Consider the following 18,081-nt stretch of genomic DNA (forward strand, 5'->3'; position numbering starts at 1 on the left):
CATGTCCTGTCCCGCCCGGCCGCCACGCGGCCCGTACGGAACGCTCTCACGCCCCGTCCCAGGTGACGATCTCCCGGATGAGCCCCAGCAGTTCGGGCAGGGCCGGGTGGGCCGGGCCGTCGCGGCGGGCCAGCAGGACGGGCAGCGGTGGGGCGTCCTCCAGGGGCCGGTAGACGACTCCGGCGTGCGGATGTGTCCCGGCGGTGGAACTGCCCGAGACGCCGACGCCCCGGCCGGCCGCGATGGCGGTCAGCCAGTCGTCGGTGTTGGCGACGGTGAGCGTGGCGGTGGGCCGGGCGTCCGGGGGCCAGAGGTCCAGGGTGGTGGTGCCGGACACGGTGTTCAGGACGACCGCCTCGCCGGTGAGGTCGGCGAGGCGCAGTGAGGTGTGCGCGGTGAGCGGCCCGTCGGCGGCGACGGCGGCCACCCGGCCCTCGGTGTACAGCACCTCGGTGACGACCCCCGGGGTCTCCACCGGCCCGCGCAGCACCGCCGCGTCCACCTCGCCGCGCGTGAGGCCGGCCGTACGGTCGTCGATGCGCCGTAGCTCCAGCGGGGTCTGCGGGCACCGTCGCTGCCAGGTGCGCAACAGGGGAGTGGTGTACGGGCCGAGCGCCGACCAGGCGTGCCCGAGCCGCAGCGGGCGGGGGCTCGGACGGCCGGGTTCGACGGCCTCGTCGAACGCCGCGACCGCGAGGGCGGCCTTGTCCCGGAAGGCCGTGCCCTCGGGTGTGAGCTCCAGATGGTGGGTGGACCGGTCGACCAGCCGGACACCGAGGCGGTCCTCCAGCGCGGCGAGCGTACGGGAGACGACGGGCTGGCTCAGGCCCAGCCGGGCGGCGGCCCGGGTGACGTTGCCCTCGTCGGCGACGGCCAGGAACGCCCGCAGGTGTCTGAGTTCGACGCCGCGTCCTGAGGTGTGGGGGGAGTTCATGCGTGAGGAGCATAATGCGAGCACATCAGGCATTTCACTTGGCACGCGCCGGTCTCTACCGTGTGACCTGGGTGTTCCCCGCCTCCAGCCGACGTCCCGAAAGGTCCAGGTTCCCGTGAACGACTCGCGCAGTGCCGCACCGGCGGCGGCCGTCGGCGTACCCGAGGCGGTGGCCGCGCTCGACGGGACGGGCCACGGCGACCCGGGGCGCGGCGGGCCCGGACGCGGCGACGCGCGCCGGACGACACTCGGGCCGGTCGCCCTGGTGGTCGCGGGCGGGCTCTCCGTCCAGTTCGGGGCGGCCGTCGCGGTCCTGCTGATGCCGAGGGCGGGCGCGCTGGGCGTGGTGACGCTGCGGCTGGCCGCAGCGGCACTCGTGCTCCTGGTCGTCTGCCGCCCGTCCTTGCGCGGCCACTCGCGCGCGGACTGGGGCACCGTGCTCGCGTTCGGCGTGGCGATGGGCGGCATGAACACGCTCTTCTACCAGGCCGCCGACCGTATCCCGCTGGGCGCCGCCGTCACCCTGGAGGTGCTGGGCCCGCTCGTCCTGTCCGTCGTGGCGTCCCGTCGCCTCCTCAACCTGGTCTGGGCGGGGCTGGCGCTCTGCGGGGTCGTCCTCCTCAGCGGGATGGGGCCTTCGCTGTTCGGGCGGGGCCGGGAAGCCGGGGCGGGCTTCGACGGGCTGGACCCGGTCGGGGCGGCGTACGCCCTGGCGGCGGGCGCGATGTGGGCGGCGTACATCGTCTTCAGCGCCCGCACCGGCCGCCGCTTCCCGCAGGCGGACGGGCTGGCCCTCGCCATGGCGGTGGCGGCGGTCCTCTCGCTGCCGCTGGGCGTCCTGGAGTCCGGCTCGAAACTGCTGGTCCCCTCCACCCTGGGCCTGGGCGCGGCGGTGGCGCTGCTCAGCTCGGTCCTCCCGTACACCCTGGAACTCATGGCCCTGCGCCGGCTCCCCGCCCCCACCTTCGCGGTCCTGATGAGCCTGGAGCCGGCCATCGCCGCCATGGCGGGCTTCCTCATCCTCGACCAGGCGCTCTCCACGACGGACGCCCTGGCCATCGCCCTGGTCGTCGGCGCGAGCATGGGCGCGGTGCGGGCCACGGCCCGGAGGGGCAGGATGGAGAAGGGGACGAAGAGCGGAAGGAGGCCTGTCCGTGGGAACCGAGAAGGCCACTGACGGATACGACGGGCTGTACGCGCACACCCCCTCGCAGGCCGAGGGTGAACGCGACGAGCCCGCGGAGCGCGGCCGGGCGCCCGAGGTCCACCCCGACACCCCGAGGACCCAGCCGTCCCAGGCGGAGGGCGAACGCGGGGACTGACCCCTCTGTGGGGACCGGCCGGGCCTCTCGGGATCGGCCGGGCTTGCGGGGCTGACCGGCCGGACCTGTGGCGCTGACCGGCCGGGCTTGCGGGGACTGGCCGAACCGGCCTCCGGGCCTCCGGGCCCCGGACCTCAGGGCCCCGGCCCGGGTCCGTAAAAAAATCATGCAAGCACGCTTGCTTGTTTTTCGGGGCGCTGGCATGCTCCGGGGCACACCGCCACGCCCCGAGGGGAGCGCACCGTGTCCGACGCTTCGGCCGTGACCGCCGCCGTGCTCGACGACCTGCGTCAGGAGAGCGAGGAACTGGACCTGCTGGTCGCCGGCGCGAGCGCGGACGAGTGGGCCGTACCGACCCCGGCCGACGGCTGGACCGTCGCCCATCAGATCGCCCATCTGAACTGGACCGACGAGGTCGCGCTGACCGCCGTCACCAACCCCGGCGCCTTCCCGGCCGAGGTGGAGAAGGCGCTCGCGCGCCCGGAGGCGTTCGTCGACGAGGCGGCCCGGGAGATCGTGGAGCTGCTGCCCGCCGAGGATCTGCTCCTGCGGTGGCGAGAGGGCCGGGCCCGGCTGCGCGAGGCCTTGCGGGCGGCACCGCCCGGGGCCAGGTTCCCCTGGTACGGGCCGCCCATGGGCGTCGCCTCGATGGCGACCGCACGGCTCATGGAGACCTGGGCGCACGGCCAGGACGTGGCCGACGCGTTCGGCGTGCGCCGGCGGCCCACCGTGCGGCTGCGGCACGTCGCCCGCATCGGGGTGCGGGCCCGGGACTACGCCTACGCCGTACGCGGACAGCAGCCGCCCGGTGAGCCGTTCCGGGTCGAACTCAAGGGCCTGGAGGGCGAGACGGTCGTGTACGGGCCCGAGGACGCCGGCCAGCGGGTCAGCGGTCCGCTGCTCGACTTCTGCCTCCTGGTCACCCAGCGCGCCCACCGCGACGACCTCGCCCTGCACGCCGTGGGACCGGACGCCGACCGGTGGCTGGACATCGCGCAGGCCTTCGCCGGACCGGCCGGAGCGGGGCGCCCCCCGAAGGGGGAGCGATGACGGAGCCGCTGCGGATCGGCAACGCGTCCGGCTTCTACGGCGACCGCTTCGACGCCGTACGCGAGATGCTCACCGGCGGCCCGCTGGACGTCCTCACCGGGGACTACCTCGCCGAACTGACCATGCTGATCCTCGGCCGCGGCCGCCTCAAGGACCCCCGGCGCGGCTACGCCTCCACGTTCCTGCGGCAGTGGGAGGAGAACGTCCACCTCGCCCGGGAACGCGGCGTCAGGATCGTCACCAACGCCGGGGGCCTCAATCCGGCCGGGCTCGCCGACGCGGTGCGGGAGGTCGCTCAGCGGGCCGGGCTGCCCGTGCGCGTCGCCCATGTCGAGGGCGACGCCCTCCCCGTGCCGGACGGCTGTCTCACCGCCAACGCCTACCTCGGCGGCGCCGGGATCGCCGCCTGCCTGCGCGCCGGGGCCGACATCGTGGTCACCGGCCGGGTCACCGACGCCGCCCTGGTCACCGGGCCCGCCGCCGCCCACTTCGGCTGGGGCCCCGACGACCTGGACGCGCTGGCCGGGGCCGTCGTCGCGGGCCATGTGCTGGAGTGCGGCACCCAGGCCACCGGGGGGAACTACGCGTTCTTCGGCGAACACGACGTGCGCCGCCCCGGCTTCCCGCTCGCGGAGATCCACCCGGACGGGTCGAGCGTCGTCACCAAGCACCCCGGCACGGGCGGGGTCGTGGACATCGGCACCGTCACCGCCCAGTTGGTGTACGAGACCGCCGGGGCCCGGTACGCGGGACCCGACGTCACCGCCCGGCTCGACACGGTGACCCTCACCCAGGACGGCCCGGACCGGGTGCGGATCGACGGCGTACGGGGAGAGGCCCCGCCGGCCACGCTGAAGACCGGGCTCACCCGGCTCGGCGGCTGGCGCAACGAGGTCGTCTTCGTGCTGACCGGCCTCGACGTGGAGGCCAAGGCCCGGCTCGTGGAAGAGCAGTTCGCCGACGCCCTCGGCCGGGCCGGACGCGTACCCGCCGAGGTGCGGTGGGAGCTGGCCCGCACCGACCGGCCCGACGCGCCCACCGAGGAGACGGCGAGCGCCCTGCTCCGGCTCGTCGTCCGCGACCAGGACGCCGAGGCGGTCGGCCGGGCCGTCTCCGGGGCCGCCGTCGAACTGGCCCTCGGCAGCTACCCGGGCTTCCATGTCACCGCCCCGCCCGGAAAGGGCTCCCCCTACGGGGTGTTCGAGGCCGGGACCGTACCGGCGGACGAGGTCGCGCACACGGCGGTCCTGCCCGACGGGCGGCGCGAGCGCGTCCCGGCCGCCGGGCGCCACCGGGAGCTGAGCCCCGTCGCCCCGCCGCCCTTGCCCGCGCCCCTGCCCGCCGGACCCACCCGTACCGTGCCGCTCGGTCTGGTCGCCGGGGCCCGCAGCGGCGACAAGGGCGGCGACGCCAACGTGGGGGTCTGGGTGCGGACCGACGACGCCTGGCGGTGGCTGGCCCATGAACTGACCGTCGAGCGCTTCACCGAGCTGCTGCCCGAGACCGCGCCGCTCACCGTCGTACGCCATGTGCTGCCCAACCTGCGGGCGTTGAACTTCGTCGTGCGCGGGCTGCTCGGCGAGGGCGTCGCCGCACAGGCCCGCTTCGACCCGCAGGCCAAGGCCCTGGGGGAGTGGCTGCGCTCGCGGCACCTCCCCGTGCCGGTGGAGCTGCTGGACCCCACGGAGGTGCCCGTATGACCGTCCTGCCCACCGCGCTCGACACCGCCGGACCCGAGTACGAGGACCACCGAGCGGCCATGCTGGCCAAACTTGACGAGCTGAACGCGGAGCACGCCAGGGCGCTCGCCGGGGGCGGTGAGAAGTACGTGAACCGGCACCGGGCGCGCGGCAAACTGCTCGCCCGGGAGCGCGTCGAGCTGCTGGTCGATCCGGACACCCCGTTCCTGGAGCTGTCCCCGCTCGCCGCCTGGGGCAGCGACTGGACGGTGGGGGCTTCCCTGGTCACCGGGATCGGTGTGATCGAGGGCGTCGAATGCCTGATCACCGCCAACGACCCGACCGTACGCGGCGGCGCCTCCAACCCCTGGACGCTGAAGAAGGCCCTGCGCGCCAACGAGATCGCCTTCGCCAACCGGCTGCCCTGCGTCAGCCTGGTCGAGTCCGGCGGCGCCGACCTGCCCTCCCAGAAGGAGATATTCATCCCGGGCGGGGCGCTGTTCCGCGACATCACCCGGCTGTCGGCGGCCGGCATCCCGACCGTGGCCGTCGTCTTCGGGAACTCGACGGCGGGCGGGGCGTACGTCCCAGGGATGTCCGACCACACCGTGATGATCAAGGAGCGCTCCAAGGTCTTCCTCGGCGGACCGCCCCTGGTGAAGATGGCCACCGGCGAGGAGAGCGACGACGAGTCGCTCGGCGGCGCCGAGATGCACGCCCGCACCTCCGGCCTCGCCGACCACTTCGCGGTGGACGAGCACGACGCGATCCGCCAGGCCCGCCGGATCGTCGCCCGCCTCAACTGGCGCAAGGCGCACGCCGACCCGCCGGCCGCCGAACCTCCGCTGTACGACGAGGACGAACTGCTCGGGATCGTCCCCGGCGACCTCAAGGTGCCCTTCGACCCGCGCGAGGTCATCGCCCGGCTGGTGGACGGGTCGGACTTCGACGCCTTCAAGCCGCTGTACGGGAGCAGCCTCGTCACCGGATGGGCGCGGCTGCACGGCTACCCGGTCGGTATCCTCGCCAACGCGCGGGGCGTGCTGTTCAGCGAGGAGTCCCAGAAGGCCGCCCAGTTCATCCAGCTCGCCAACCAGCGGGACGTCCCCCTGCTCTTCCTGCACAACACCACCGGGTACATGGTCGGCAAGGAGTACGAGCAGGGCGGCATCATCAAACACGGCGCCATGATGATCAACGCGGTCGCCAACTCCCGTGTCCCCCACCTGTCCGTGCTGATGGGCGCCTCCTACGGCGCCGGGCACTACGGCATGTGCGGCCGCGCCTACGACCCGCGCTTCCTGTTCGCCTGGCCGAGCGGCAAGTCCGCCGTCATGGGCCCCCAGCAGCTCGCCGGCGTCCTGTCGATCGTCGCCCGCGCCTCCTCCGCCGCCAAGGGCCTGCCCTACGACGACGAGGCCGACGCCGGGCTGCGCGCCATGGTCGAGCAGCAGATCGAGTCGGAGTCGCTGCCGGTGTTCCTCTCGGGGCGGCTGTACGACGACGGGGTCATCGACCCGCGCGACACCAGGACCGTCCTCGGGATGTGCCTGTCCGCGATCCACACGGCACCGGTCGAGGGCGCACGCGGCGGCTTCGGCGTCTTCCGGATGTGAGGACCCACATGACCATCAGCACGCTCCTCGTCGCCAACCGGGGCGAGATCGCCTGCCGCGTCTTCCGCACCTGCCGGGCCCTGGGCATCGCCACCGTGGCCGTGTACTCCGACGCGGACGCCGACGCCCTGCACGTACGGGAGGCCGACACCGCCGTACGCCTGCCGGGGGCCGCCCCAGCCGAGACGTATCTGCGCGGCGACCTCGTCGTGCGGGCCGCGCTGGCGGCCGGGGCCGACGCCGTGCACCCGGGGTACGGGTTCCTCTCCGAGAACGCCTCCTTCGCCCGCGCCGTGCGGGACGCCGGGCTCGTCTGGGTCGGGCCGCCCGCCGAGGCGATCGGGCTGATGGCGTCCAAGACCCGCGCCAAGGAGTTGATGGCCGCGGCCGGTGTGCCGCTGCTGGCCCCCGTCGACCCGGCCGCCGCCACCGCCGGGGACCTGCCGCTGCTGCTGAAGGCGGCGGCCGGCGGCGGCGGACGCGGGATGCGGATCGTACGCGAACTGGCCGAGCTGCCCGGGGAGCTGACGGCGGCGGCGGCCGAGGCCACCGCGGCTTTCGGCGACGCGGAGGTGTTCGCCGAGCCGTACGTCGAACGCGGCCGGCACGTCGAGGTCCAGGTCATGGCCGACGACCGGGGCACGGTCTGGGCGCTGGGCACCCGGGACTGCTCGCTCCAGCGCCGCCACCAGAAGGTGATCGAGGAGGCGCCCGCGCCCGGCCTGGACCAGGCGCTGCGGGAGCGGCTGCGCGAGGCGGCCGTCACCGCCGCGCGGGCGGTCGGCTACCGGGGCGCGGGCACCGTCGAATTCCTCGTGTCGGCCGAGGGCCGCCCGTACTTCCTGGAGATGAACACCCGCCTCCAGGTCGAACACCCCGTCACCGAGGCCGTGTTCGGGCTCGATCTGGTCGCCCTGCAACTGGGCGTCGCGGAGGGCGCCCCCCTCCCGGCCGAGGCGCCGCCCGAGCCCCGGGGGCACGCGGTGGAGGCCCGGCTGTACGCCGAGGACCCGGCCCGTGACTGGCGGCCGCAGACCGGAGCACTGCTCACGTTCGAGCTGCCCGACGAGCCCGGCCTGCGCCTGGACACCGGATACACCGGGGGCGACACCATCGGCGTGCACTACGACCCGATGCTCGCCAAGGTCGTCGCCCACGCCCCCACCCGCCCCGAGGCCGTACGCCTCCTCGCCCGCGCCCTCGAACGAGCCCGCGTGCACGGCCCGGTCACCAACCGGGACCTGCTCGTACGGTCCCTGCGCCACCCGGACTTCACCGGCGCGCGCCTGGACACCGGGTTCTTCGACCGCCATCTGGCCGCCCTGACCGCGCCCGCCGGTGAGGGCGCCGTCCGGCTCGCCGCCACCGCCGCCGCGCTCGCTCGCGCCGCCGACCGCCCCGCGAGGGGACCGGCCCGCTTCGGCGCCTGGCGCAACCTGGCCTCCGGGCCGCAGCGGCGGAGCCTGCGCGCCGAACCCGACGGCGCCACCTACGAGATCGCCTACCGCACCGCGCGGGGCGCGCTCCTGCCCGAGACCGGCGAACGCGTCCTGGCCGCCGCCCCGGACCGCGTCACCCTCGAAACGGACGGTGTCACCCACCACTTCACCGTCACCGCGCACGGCTCCCGGGTGTACGTGGACGGGGCGTCGGGGGCGTACACCTTCACCGTCCTGCCCCGCTTCACCGACCCCGACGAGCGCACCGAACCCGGCTCCCTGCTCGCCCCCATGCCCGGCACCGTGGTCCGTCTCGCGGACGGCCTCGCGCCGGGGGCGGCCGTCGAGGCCGGGCAGCCGCTGGTCTGGCTGGAGGCGATGAAGATGGAACACCGCGTCCTCGCCCCGGCCTCCGGCACCCTCACCGCACTGCACGCGGCGCCCGGCCTCCAGGTGGAGGTCGGCGCCCTGCTCGCCGTCGTCACCGACGCCGACGCGCCGCCCGGCCCCGTATCCGCACCGCCTGCCCCCGCACCGCCCGCCCCCGCACCATCGGCCCCCGCACCGGAGGAGAACGCATGAGCACCGTCCTCGAAACCGAAGAGCACCGGGCACTGCGCGACGCCGTCGCCGCCCTCGGGAAGCGCTACGGCCGCGCCTACATGACCGGCGTGATCCGCGAGGGCTCCCACCCCCGCGAGCTCTGGTCCGAGGCCGCGAAGCTCGGCTACCTCGGTGTCAACCTCCCCGAGGAGTACGGCGGCGGAGGCGGTGGCATGGCCGAACTGTCCATCGTCCTGGAGGAGTTGGGGGCCGCCGGATCACCCCTGCTGATGATGGTCGTCTCACCCGCCATCTGCGGGACCGTCATCGCCCGCTTCGGCACCGAGGACCAGAAACGGCGATGGCTGCCCGGACTCGCCGACGGCAGCGTCACCATGGCCTTCGGCATCACCGAACCCGACGCCGGGTCCAACTCCCACCGCATCACCACCACCGCCCGCCGCGACGGGGAGGAGTGGCTGCTCACCGGCCGCAAGGTCTTCGTCTCGGGTGTGGACATCGCGGACGCCACCCTCGTCGTCGGCCGCACCGAGGACGCCCGCACCGGCAAGCTGAAGCCCTGCCTCTTCATCGTCCCCCGGGAGACACCCGGCTTCGGTCGCACCCCCATCGACATGGAACTCCAGGCCCCGGAGAAGCAGTTCGAGCTGGTCCTGGACGATGTCCGGCTGCCCGCCGAGGCGCTGGTGGGCGACGAGGACGCCGGGCTGCTCCAGCTGTTCGCCGGGCTCAACCCTGAGCGGATCATGACGGCCGCGTTCGGCATCGGGATGGGGCGGTACGCGCTCGGCAAGGCCGTCGAGTACGCGCGCACCCGCCAGGTGTGGAAGACCCCCATTGGTGCCCACCAGGCCATCGCGCACCCGCTCGCCACCGCCCACATCGACCTCGAACTGGCCCGCCTCATGATGCAGAAGGCCGCCCAGCTGTACGACCACGGCGACGACGTCGGCGCGGGCGAGGCCGCCAACATGGCGAAGTACGCGGCCGGCGAAGCCTGTGTGAGCGCCGTCGACCAGGCCGTGCACACCCTCGGCGGCAACGGCCTCACCCGCGAGTACGGGCTCGCCTCCCTGGTCACGGCCGCCCGCGTGGCCCGGATCGCCCCGGTCAGCCGGGAGATGATCCTGAACTACGTCTCCCACCAGTCGCTCGGCCTGCCCAAGTCGTACTGAGCGGCGGTACCGGCCCGGCCGCGTCGAGCCCGGGTCGCACCGAACCGGGTCGTACCCAGCCTGCCCGCGCCCAGCCCGCCCATCCGGGCCCGCCCGCACCGAGCCCGGTGTACGACGCACCCGTATCCCTCCGGTCCGAGGTCTCCCCATTCCGCACCCGCGGGGAGATTCTGACGCTCCACACCCGCACGGCCGACGCCCCGCACCCACCACACGGGGCCCGCCGTGCCCGCCGCACCGCTATGACAGGGGACCGCCATGGTGTTCCACAGCGAGTACGCAGACGTCCCGGCCCTGGACACGCCCATCCACGACGCCGTCCTCGGCGGGGCCACCGAGCAGTACGGCGACACCGTCGCCCTGATCGACGGCACCGACGGCACCGACGGCATGAGCGTCACCTACGCCCAGCTCGACCACGTCCACCGGCGCATCGCCGCCCACCTCGCCGAAGCCGGTCTGCGCAAGGGTGACGTGCTCGCCCTGCACAGCCCCAACACCGTCGCGTATCCCGCCGTCTTCTACGGCGCCACCCGTGCCGGGGCCGCCGTCACGACCGTCCACCCGCTGGCCACCGCCGAGGAGTTCGCCAAGCAGCTGACGGACTCCTCGGCCCGCTGGATCGTCACGGTCTCCCCGCTGCTGGACACGGCCCGGCGGGCGGCCGGTCTCGCGGGCGGCATCGAGGAGATCTTCGTCTGCGACCGGGCCGAGGGGCACACGTCCGTCCTGGACATGCTGGGCTCCACCGCCGCCGAGCCCTCGATCGCCTTCGACCCGGGCGAGGACATCGCGGCCCTGCCGTACTCCTCCGGGACCACCGGCGCGCCCAAGGGCGTCATGCTCACCCACCGCTCCATCGGCACCAACCTGGAGCAACTGCGCCCCTTCGTCCCGATGGGACCGGGCCACCGGATCCTGGCGGTTCTGCCGTTCTTCCACATCTACGGGCTGACGGCTCTGATGAACGCCCCCCTGCGGTACGGCGCCACGGTGATCGTGCTGCCCCGCTTCGACCTGGAGCAGTTCCTCGGGGCGATCCAGGAACACCGCGTCACCGGCCTCTACGTGGCCCCGCCGATCGTCCTGGCCCTGGCCAAGCACCCGGCCGTGGGGCGGTACGACCTGTCCTCGCTCACCTACCTGGTCTCCGCCGCCGCCCCGCTGGACGCCGACCTCGCCACGGCCTGCTCCACCCGCCTCGGCCTGCCCCCGGTCCGCCAGGCGTACGGCATGACGGAACTCTCGCCCGGCACCCATGTCGTCCCCCTGGACGCGGAGAACCCGCCGCCGGGCGCGGTCGGCAAGCTCCTGCCCTCCACCCGGATGCGCATCGTCCCCCTCGACGGCGGCCCCGACCTCGGCCCCGGCGCCGACGGCGAGATCCTGATCCGGGGCCCGCAGACGATGAAGGGCTACCTGGGCCGCCCGGAGGCCACCGCCGCGATGATCGACCCGGACGGCTGGGTCCACACCGGCGACGTGGGCCGCGTCGACGACGACGGCTGGCTGTACGTGGTGGACCGGGTGAAGGAACTGATCAAATACAAGGGCTACCAGGTCGCCCCCGCCGAACTGGAGGCCCTGCTGCTGACCCACGACGCCGTCGCGGACGCGGCGGTCATCGGCGTACGCGACGAGGACGGCAACGAGATCCCCAAGGCCTACGTGGTCCGCCACTCCACGGCCCCGCACCTCACGGCCGAGGAGGTGACGGCGTACGTCGCCGAACGCGTCGCCCCGTACAAGAAGGTGAGACAGGTGGAATTCATCGAAACCGTCCCGCGCGGCGCCTCGGGCAAGATCCTCCGCCGCGAACTACGGGACCGGGCGTGAGCGGTGGGCGTTCCGGGAGGCGGGAGCGTCGTGTACGTGCCCGGCCCCGACGAGAACCGGCGGTCCGGGCACGCCGGAACCCATGAGCGCGCCGGACCGTCCTCGCCCCCGCCACCATCAGCTCGACCGGACGCCCGGCAGAAGGAGAGCACCCCTGATGAGTCTGCTCGCCCCACCCGCCCATGAGCGCGGTATCGCCACCCTCACGCTCGACTCCCCGGCCAACCGCAACGCCCTGAGTGCCCGGCTCGTGGGGGAGTTGGCCGATGCCCTCGACGTGTGCGCGGCCGACGGGACCGTACGGGCCGTCCTGCTCACCCACACCGGGAACACCTTCTGCGCCGGGGCCGACCTCACCGCACCGCCCGACCCGCACGCCCTCGTCGCGCTGATGCGCCGGATCGTGGCCCTGCCCAAGCCCGTCGTCGCCCGGGTCACCGGGCACGTCCGGGCCGGTGGGCTCGGGCTGCTGGCGGCCTGTGACGTCTCCGCCGCCGGGCCCGGGGCGACCTTCGCCCTCACCGAGTCCCGGCTCGGCCTCGCCCCCGCCGTGATCTCCCTGCCCCTGCTGCCCCGTACCGACCCGCGCGCCGCCGCCCGCTACTACCTCACCGGGGAACGCTTCGACGCGGCCGAGGCCGCCCGGATCGGGCTCGTCTCCGTCGCGGCCGAGGACGTGGACGCGGCGCTCGCCCCGGTGCTCGACGGACTGCGCCGGGCCTCGCCCCAGGGGCTGGCCGCGTCCAAGGAGCTGGTCGCGGCTAGGGTGCTGCGGAGCTTCGACCAGCACTCCGAAGACCTCATCGCCCGCTCGGCGGCCCTGTTCGCGTCCGACGACGCCCGGGAGGGGATGACGGCCTTCCTCGAACGACGGGACCCGGCATGGCGGCTGTGACACCCCCCAAGCAGGACCGCAGCCGCGCCACCCGCCAGGGACTCCTGGAAGCGGCGGTCGCCTGCCTGGCCGAACACGGCTGGGCGGGCTCCACCGTCTCCGTCGTCGCCGAACGCGCCGGGGTCTCGCGGGGCGCCGCCCAGCACCACTTCCCGACCCGCGAGGACCTGTTCACCGGCGCCGTCGAGTACGTCGCCGAGCAGCGCTCCGCCGCCCTGCGCGCGCTGCCCGTCCAGGGCCGCGCCGAGGTCGTCGCCGCGCTCGTGGACCTCTACACCGGCCCCCTGTTCCGCGCGGCGCTCCAGCTCTGGGTCGCCGCCTCCAACGAGGAACAGCTCCGCCCCCGCGTCACCGAACTCGAAGCCCGCGTCGGCCGCGAGACCCACCGCATCGCCGTCGAACTCCTCGGCGCCGACGAGGAACGCCCCGGGGTCCGCGAAACGGTCCAGGGCCTCCTCGACATGGCCCGCGGCCTCGGCCTCGCCAACCTGCTGACCGACGACACCGCCCGGCGGCGCCGGGTCGTCGCGCAGTGGACGGCGCTGCTCGACGGCGCACTCGGCGGGACCGGGCCGGGCGACGTCCGGCCCGAGGCCTGATCGGGGCGGGGCCCGTCAGCCGCCCTGGCCCGCGAGCTGGTCGTAGCCCGCGATCTCCCTGGGGTCACGCGGCCCCGGACCGACGTACCGTGCCGTGGGGCGCACCAGCCGGCCCGTCCGCTTCTGCTCCAGGATGTGCGCCGACCAGCCCGCCGTACGGGCACAGCTGAACATCGACGTGAACATGGGGGCCGGGACCTCGGCGAAGTCCAGCACGATCGCCGCCCAGAACTCGACGTTCGTCGCCAGCACCCGGTCCGGGCGACGGGCGTGCAGCTCCTCCAGCGCCGCCCGCTCCAGGGCCTCGGCCACCTCGAAGCGCGGGGCCGCCAGCTCCCGTGCGGTACGCCGCAGGACGCGCGCCCGGGGGTCCTCGGCCCGGTAGACCCGGTGGCCGAAACCCATCAGGCGCTCGCCCTTGTCCAGGGCCCGCTTCACGTACGCCGTGGCGTCGCCGGTCCGCTCGATCTCCTCGATCATGCCGAGGACCCGGGACGGGGCTCCGCCGTGCAGCGGGCCCGACATCGCGCCGACCGCCCCGGAGAGCGCGGCGGCCACGTCCGCCCCGGTCGAGGCGATGACCCGCGCGGTGAAGGTCGAGGCGTTCATGCCGTGCTCGGCGGCGGAGGTCCAGTACGCGTCGACGGCCTTGACGTGCTTGGGGTCGGGCTCCCCGCGCCAGCGGATCATGAACCGCTCGACCACCGACCGCGCCTTGTCGATCTCGCTCTGCGGAACCATCGGCAGCGCCTGGCCGCGCGCCGACTGCGCGACGTACGAGAGCGCCATGACGGCGGCCCGCGCCAGGTCGTCGCGCGCGGTCTCCTCGTCGATGTCCAGGAGCGGTTTCAGGCCCCACACCGGTGCCAGCATCGCCAGCGCCGACTGCACGTCCACCCGGACGTCACCGGAGTGGACGGGGATGGGGAAGGGTTCGGCGGGCGGCAGCCCGGGGCTGAACGCCCCGTCCACCAGCAGACCCCAGACATGGCCGAACGACACCTGGCCGACGAGGTCCTCGATGTCGACGCCGCGGTAGCGGAGCGCGCCGCCCTCCTTGTCGGGTTCGGCGATCTCCGTCTCGAACGCGACGACTCCTTCAAGTCCGGGTACGAAATCGGACATCAGGCGGCTCCCTCGGCTCGGCGGCTGTGTGCGGGCCCTTCGGACCCTCGGGCCTGCCCACGATACTGGCGGGTACGCACGATGGGGGGAAGGGTGACCTCAGGCACAGGTCGCGGGATTCCGGCCGGTTCGAGGCGGGCCGCCGGCCAGTCTGTCGGCGGCCGGGGCCCCTCACCGGCTGCCGTGCGCACCGCTGGGGCAGGATGGCCTCCGTGCCCACAGCTGACGCCACTCCGTCTTCCGCCTCCTCGCGCGCCTCTGCTTCCGATTGCACCACCGATCCCGCCGCGATGCGCGAGCAGTACCGATCCCAGGACTTCACCGAGAAGGACCTGGCCGCCGGCCCCATGGACCAGTTCGCCCGCTGGTTCCGTCAGGTCGCCGCCGGAGGGATGCTCCACGAGCCGAACGCGATGGTGGTCTCCACGGCCACCCCCGAGGGCCGGCCGTCCTCCCGCACGGTGCTGCTCAAGCACTACGACGACCGCGGTTTCGTCTTCTTCACGAACTACGGCTCCCGCAAGGGCCGCGAACTGACCGCGAATCCGTACGCCTCGCTCCTCTTCCCCTGGCACCCGCTGGCCCGCCAGGTGATCGTCACCGGCTCCGCCGCGCGCGTCGGCCGGGACGAGACCGTCGCGTACTTCCGCACCCGGCCGCACGGCTCCCAGCTGGGGGCCTGGGCGAGTGAGCAGTCGTCGGTCGTCGGCTCCCGCGAGGAGCTGGTCGGCCGCTACGAGGAGCTGGACGCCCGCTATCCGGAGGGCGAGAAGGTCCCGGCTCCCCCGCAGTGGGGCGGTTTCCGGGTCGTCCCGGAGACCGTCGAATTCTGGCAGGGCCGCGAGAACCGGCTGCACGACCGGCTGCGGTACGTCCGGGAGGGCACCGGCTGGCGGGTCGAGCGACTCTGCCCCTGAGGCGTGCGGGGCCCACCGGCCCCCGACACACGGAAACCCGCAGGCCCTGGTCCCTCCGTGAGGAGGGGCCGGCCGGATCTACCGGCGGGCCTGCGGGTCGGTGACTGCGTGGGTTTCGGCAGACAGCCTGCCGAGGCGCACTGTGTGCGACGACGGGCTGTCAGCCCGCAGCCACCTCACGAATCCGATAAGAACACACTTTTCGGATCACCTCCTTTCAACGTGTGACCACAGCCTAGGCACCGCCTCCCGAGGGACACAAGAGAATTACCGGGGAGCGGGTGGACACCGGATTTCCGGGAAGTGGCTGTGGGGTGGCTCACGTTCGAGTTCAATGGTCTGACGTGCACAAAGGCTGGATCCGCTTTGCGGGAGGTGCGGAGTGAGTGCTTCCAGGAGCAGTGGGATCGCCGACGCGATCGGGCCCGAGGAGGGTCCCGGTCCGCGTGAGGGCGCCGGGCCCGAGGGCGCGGTACTGCTCGCGGCGCTTCTCGACGGGATGGACGCCGCGCTCTGCGCCTTCGACGCGCACGGGATCGTCACCCACTGGAACCGTGAGGCCGAACGCGTCCTCGGCTGGAGCGCCGAGGAGGCCGTCGGGCGACGGGGCTTCGCCGGGTGGGCGGTGCGCAGCGAGGACGCGGAGGACGTACGGCGCCGGCTGATGGGCGCCATGGACGCACCGGGCCGGCGCGTCCACGAGTTCGCGCTGCTGCGCAAGGACGGCGGCCGGGTTCTCGTACGGACCCAGTCCTCCGGTGTACGCGGCGCGGACGGCACGCCCGCCGGGGTCTACTGCGCGTTCAGCGAGGTGCACGCGCAGATCGACCTGGAGCGTTCCATCGCGCTGAGCGAGGCCCTGCTCGACGACGCGTCCTGGGGCGTGGTCCTGGTCGACGCCGATCTGCGGCCCGCCGTCGTCAACTCCTACGCGGCCCGGGCGTGGGGCGTGGGGCGTACGGGCCCGCTGGGACGGCCACTGGGCGAGCTGCTGGCCCAGGGCGCGGAGGAGCTCCAGGGCGCGCTCCAGCACGTGCTGGCCGAGGGCTCACCGCCCGCCCCGGCCGAGCTCTGGGTGACGCTGCGGACCCCCGAGGGCGAACGGCGGCGGTGCTGGCGCAGCGGCTTCCTGCGGCTGGTCTCGCCGCTGGCAGAGGAACCGGTTCCTCTGGGGGTGGGCTGGCTGTTCCGGGACGTGACGGAGGCCAAGCTCGCGGAGCAGGAGGCGGACCGGCTGCGCTTCCGCTCCAACCAGTTGCACCGGGCCGCCCGGCAGGCGGCCGAGTGCGAGGACCCGATGGAGGCGGCGACCACGACCCTGGACTACGCCCTGGCCGGATTCGCCGACCATGTGCTGGTGGACCTGGTCTCCGGCGAGCGGCTGGTACGCGCCGCGGCGACACCGTCCGACGCGCCGGGCCCCTGCCTGCCGGTGTCGGGCGGCTCGATCCCGGTGCGGTACGAGGCGGGGCACCCGGCGCTCCAGGCGGTGGAGCGTACGGGGACGGTCCGCACCAGCGCGCGGACCGGGGCGGGCCAGGCGTGGGCGGTGGAGCGCCAGTGGCCCCCGGACGCGGTGCACGCGCTGTGCGCGGTGCTGCGGAGCCGGGGCCGGACACTGGGCGTGGTGACGTTCCTGCGCGCCGCGAACCGCAGCGCCTTCGAGCGGCCGGACGCGATGTACGCGGAGAGCGTGGCGGTCCGCGTCGCCTCGGCCCTGGACCTGGCCCGCCTCACCACCCCACCACCCCACTGACACGCTCAGCCGGTTCGGCGTGTGCGGGGCACTGTCAGCCCGTCCGGCGTTTGAGGACGGACCCTGGTGTGGTCAGGGCCGCACCTCTCTGGGGCCGGTGCGGCATCTCCGGCCGGTCCGGCGTGTGCGGGGCGCTGTCAGCCTGTCCGGCGTTTGAGGACGGACCCTGGTGTGGTCACGGCCGCACCCCTCCAGGGCCGGTGCGGCAATTCCAGCCCGTCCGGCGTTTGAGGACGGAACCCCGCGCGCCGTCCGGGTCGCACCCACGCGAACGGCACCCCAGCCGGCGCCCCGCCCGTCCGGCACCCGAGGACAGGACCGGGGACAAGGCCGCGCGGACCGGGGCGCGGCTCAGTGCCGGTAGAAGATCCGGTCCCCGTACTCCCGCATCACACGCCCGTTCCACTCGTGCCCGCCGTCCACGTTCCCCGAGCGCAGCAGCGGCGGCTCGACGCCCCGGGCGACCAGCTCCTCCGCGGCGGTGGCCATCATCGCCTGCATCAGCGCGCTCGTGACGACCGTGGAGGCGGGCGCGAACGGCGCCTCCACCCCGGCGGCCGTCAGCTCCGCGTCGCCGATGGAGATCTTGCTGTCGAGCACGATGTCGCAGTGGTCCCGCAGGAAGCCCCCCGAGGCGTGCCGCGACCGGGTGCCCGTCGCGTACGCGACCGAGGTCACCCCGACGACGGTCAGCCCGAGCGCCCGCGCGTTCTGCGCCATCTCCACGGGCAGCGCGTTGCGCCCCGACAGGGAGATGATCACCAGGAGGTCGCCCGACCTGGCGGGGCTGGAGTCGAGCACCGCCCCGGCCAGCCCGTCCACCCGCTCCAGCGCCGAGCCCAGGGTGGCCGGCATGACGTCGACGCCGACGGTGCCCGGCACGGCGAGCAGGTTCATCAGGGCGAGTCCGCCCGCGCGGTAGACGACGTCCTGTGCCGCGAGTGAGGAGTGACCGGCCCCGAAGGCGAAGAGCCGCCCGCCCGCGGCGACCGTGTCCGCGATCGCCGCCCCCGCCGCCGCGATCGCCCCGGCCTCCTCGTCGCGCACACGCTCCAGCAGGCCGATCGCTGCGTCGAAGAACTGACCGGCGAGCTTGGTGTCGCTCATCGAGGAACCCTTTCCACGGGGGCCGGAGGTGTCGTGCCGCCGATCACGTTGCGGGCCGGACCGGTGG

15 protein-coding genes are annotated in these 18,081 nt (G+C 74.1%); 12 read left to right on the forward strand and 3 right to left on the reverse strand.

Features of this window, described 5'->3' with window-relative positions; translation table 11 throughout:
* Positions 1–46: 46 nt before the first annotated feature.
* The gene (locus B9S64_RS19045) at positions 47–934 is read right to left on the reverse strand and encodes a LysR family transcriptional regulator (RefSeq protein ID WP_103489490.1); all 888 of its coding nucleotides are present in this window, start codon (positions 932–934) and stop codon (positions 47–49) included.
* A gap of 115 nt (positions 935–1,049) precedes the next feature.
* Here B9S64_RS19045 and B9S64_RS19050 point away from each other — a divergent pair, with 115 nt between their 5' ends.
* The 10 genes from B9S64_RS19050 (at position 1,050) to B9S64_RS19090 (ending at position 13,109) form a co-directional block, all read left to right on the forward strand.
* Complete coding sequence (locus tag B9S64_RS19050) at positions 1,050–2,111, forward strand: DMT family transporter (protein ID WP_109492071.1); 1,062 nt, start codon at positions 1,050–1,052, stop codon at positions 2,109–2,111.
* Positions 2,089–2,256, forward strand: a complete 168-nt coding sequence (locus B9S64_RS34550; protein ID WP_181012147.1) for a hypothetical protein — start codon at positions 2,089–2,091, stop codon at positions 2,254–2,256. The genes B9S64_RS19050 and B9S64_RS34550 overlap by 23 nt, the downstream gene beginning before the upstream one ends.
* A 243-nt stretch (positions 2,257–2,499) precedes the next feature.
* Complete coding sequence (locus B9S64_RS19055; protein WP_103489231.1) at positions 2,500–3,306, forward strand: TIGR03084 family metal-binding protein; 807 nt, start codon at positions 2,500–2,502, stop codon at positions 3,304–3,306.
* Entirely contained in the window at positions 3,303–5,006 is a 1,704-nt protein-coding gene (locus B9S64_RS19060; RefSeq protein ID WP_103489232.1) for an acyclic terpene utilization AtuA family protein, read from the forward strand. The genes B9S64_RS19055 and B9S64_RS19060 overlap by 4 nt, the downstream gene beginning before the upstream one ends.
* Positions 5,003–6,601, forward strand: a complete 1,599-nt coding sequence (locus tag B9S64_RS19065; protein WP_103489233.1) for an acyl-CoA carboxylase subunit beta — start codon at positions 5,003–5,005, stop codon at positions 6,599–6,601. Before B9S64_RS19060 ends, B9S64_RS19065 begins: the two co-directional genes overlap by 4 nt.
* Before the next feature lie 8 nt (positions 6,602–6,609).
* Positions 6,610–8,622: a biotin carboxylase N-terminal domain-containing protein gene (locus tag B9S64_RS19070; protein WP_109492072.1), complete on the forward strand. Its 2,013-nt coding sequence runs from the start codon at positions 6,610–6,612 to the stop codon at positions 8,620–8,622.
* Positions 8,619–9,779, forward strand: coding sequence for an acyl-CoA dehydrogenase family protein (locus B9S64_RS19075; RefSeq protein ID WP_103493212.1), 1,161 nt, complete (start codon positions 8,619–8,621; stop codon positions 9,777–9,779). The genes B9S64_RS19070 and B9S64_RS19075 overlap by 4 nt, the downstream gene beginning before the upstream one ends.
* Positions 9,780–10,037: 258 nt before the next feature.
* Complete coding sequence (locus B9S64_RS19080) at positions 10,038–11,615, forward strand: 4-coumarate--CoA ligase family protein (protein ID WP_103493211.1); 1,578 nt, start codon at positions 10,038–10,040, stop codon at positions 11,613–11,615.
* A gap of 157 nt (positions 11,616–11,772) precedes the next feature.
* Entirely contained in the window at positions 11,773–12,510 is a 738-nt protein-coding gene (locus tag B9S64_RS19085; protein ID WP_103493210.1) for an enoyl-CoA hydratase family protein, read from the forward strand.
* Positions 12,498–13,109, forward strand: coding sequence for a TetR/AcrR family transcriptional regulator (locus B9S64_RS19090; RefSeq protein WP_103493209.1), 612 nt, complete (start codon positions 12,498–12,500; stop codon positions 13,107–13,109). The genes B9S64_RS19085 and B9S64_RS19090 overlap by 13 nt, the downstream gene beginning before the upstream one ends.
* A 15-nt stretch (positions 13,110–13,124) precedes the next feature.
* On the opposite strand, the gene B9S64_RS19095 is transcribed toward B9S64_RS19090, so the two are convergent.
* On the reverse strand, positions 13,125–14,234 hold the full coding sequence (locus tag B9S64_RS19095; protein WP_030624671.1) for a citrate synthase 2: 1,110 nt from the start codon (positions 14,232–14,234) through the stop codon (positions 13,125–13,127).
* A 290-nt stretch (positions 14,235–14,524) separates the two neighbouring features.
* Between B9S64_RS19095 and pdxH the strand changes: the two genes are divergently transcribed.
* Together pdxH and B9S64_RS19105 are read left to right on the forward strand one after the other, a co-directional pair.
* Complete coding sequence (gene pdxH / locus B9S64_RS19100) at positions 14,525–15,151, forward strand: pyridoxamine 5'-phosphate oxidase (protein WP_028439380.1); 627 nt, start codon at positions 14,525–14,527, stop codon at positions 15,149–15,151.
* A gap of 382 nt (positions 15,152–15,533) precedes the next feature.
* A complete protein-coding gene (locus tag B9S64_RS19105) occupies positions 15,534–16,907 on the forward strand; it encodes a PAS domain-containing protein (protein ID WP_103493208.1) in 1,374 nt (457 codons plus the stop codon).
* A gap of 351 nt (positions 16,908–17,258) precedes the next feature.
* On the opposite strand, the gene B9S64_RS19110 is transcribed toward B9S64_RS19105, so the two are convergent.
* Positions 17,259–18,014, reverse strand: a complete 756-nt coding sequence (locus tag B9S64_RS19110; protein ID WP_103493207.1) for an SIS domain-containing protein — start codon at positions 18,012–18,014, stop codon at positions 17,259–17,261.
* Positions 18,015–18,081 lie beyond the last annotated feature (67 nt).

It is taken from the genome of Streptomyces sp. SM18 (assembly GCF_002910775.2).
Taxonomy (GTDB): Bacteria; Actinomycetota; Actinomycetes; order Streptomycetales; family Streptomycetaceae; genus Streptomyces; species Streptomyces halstedii.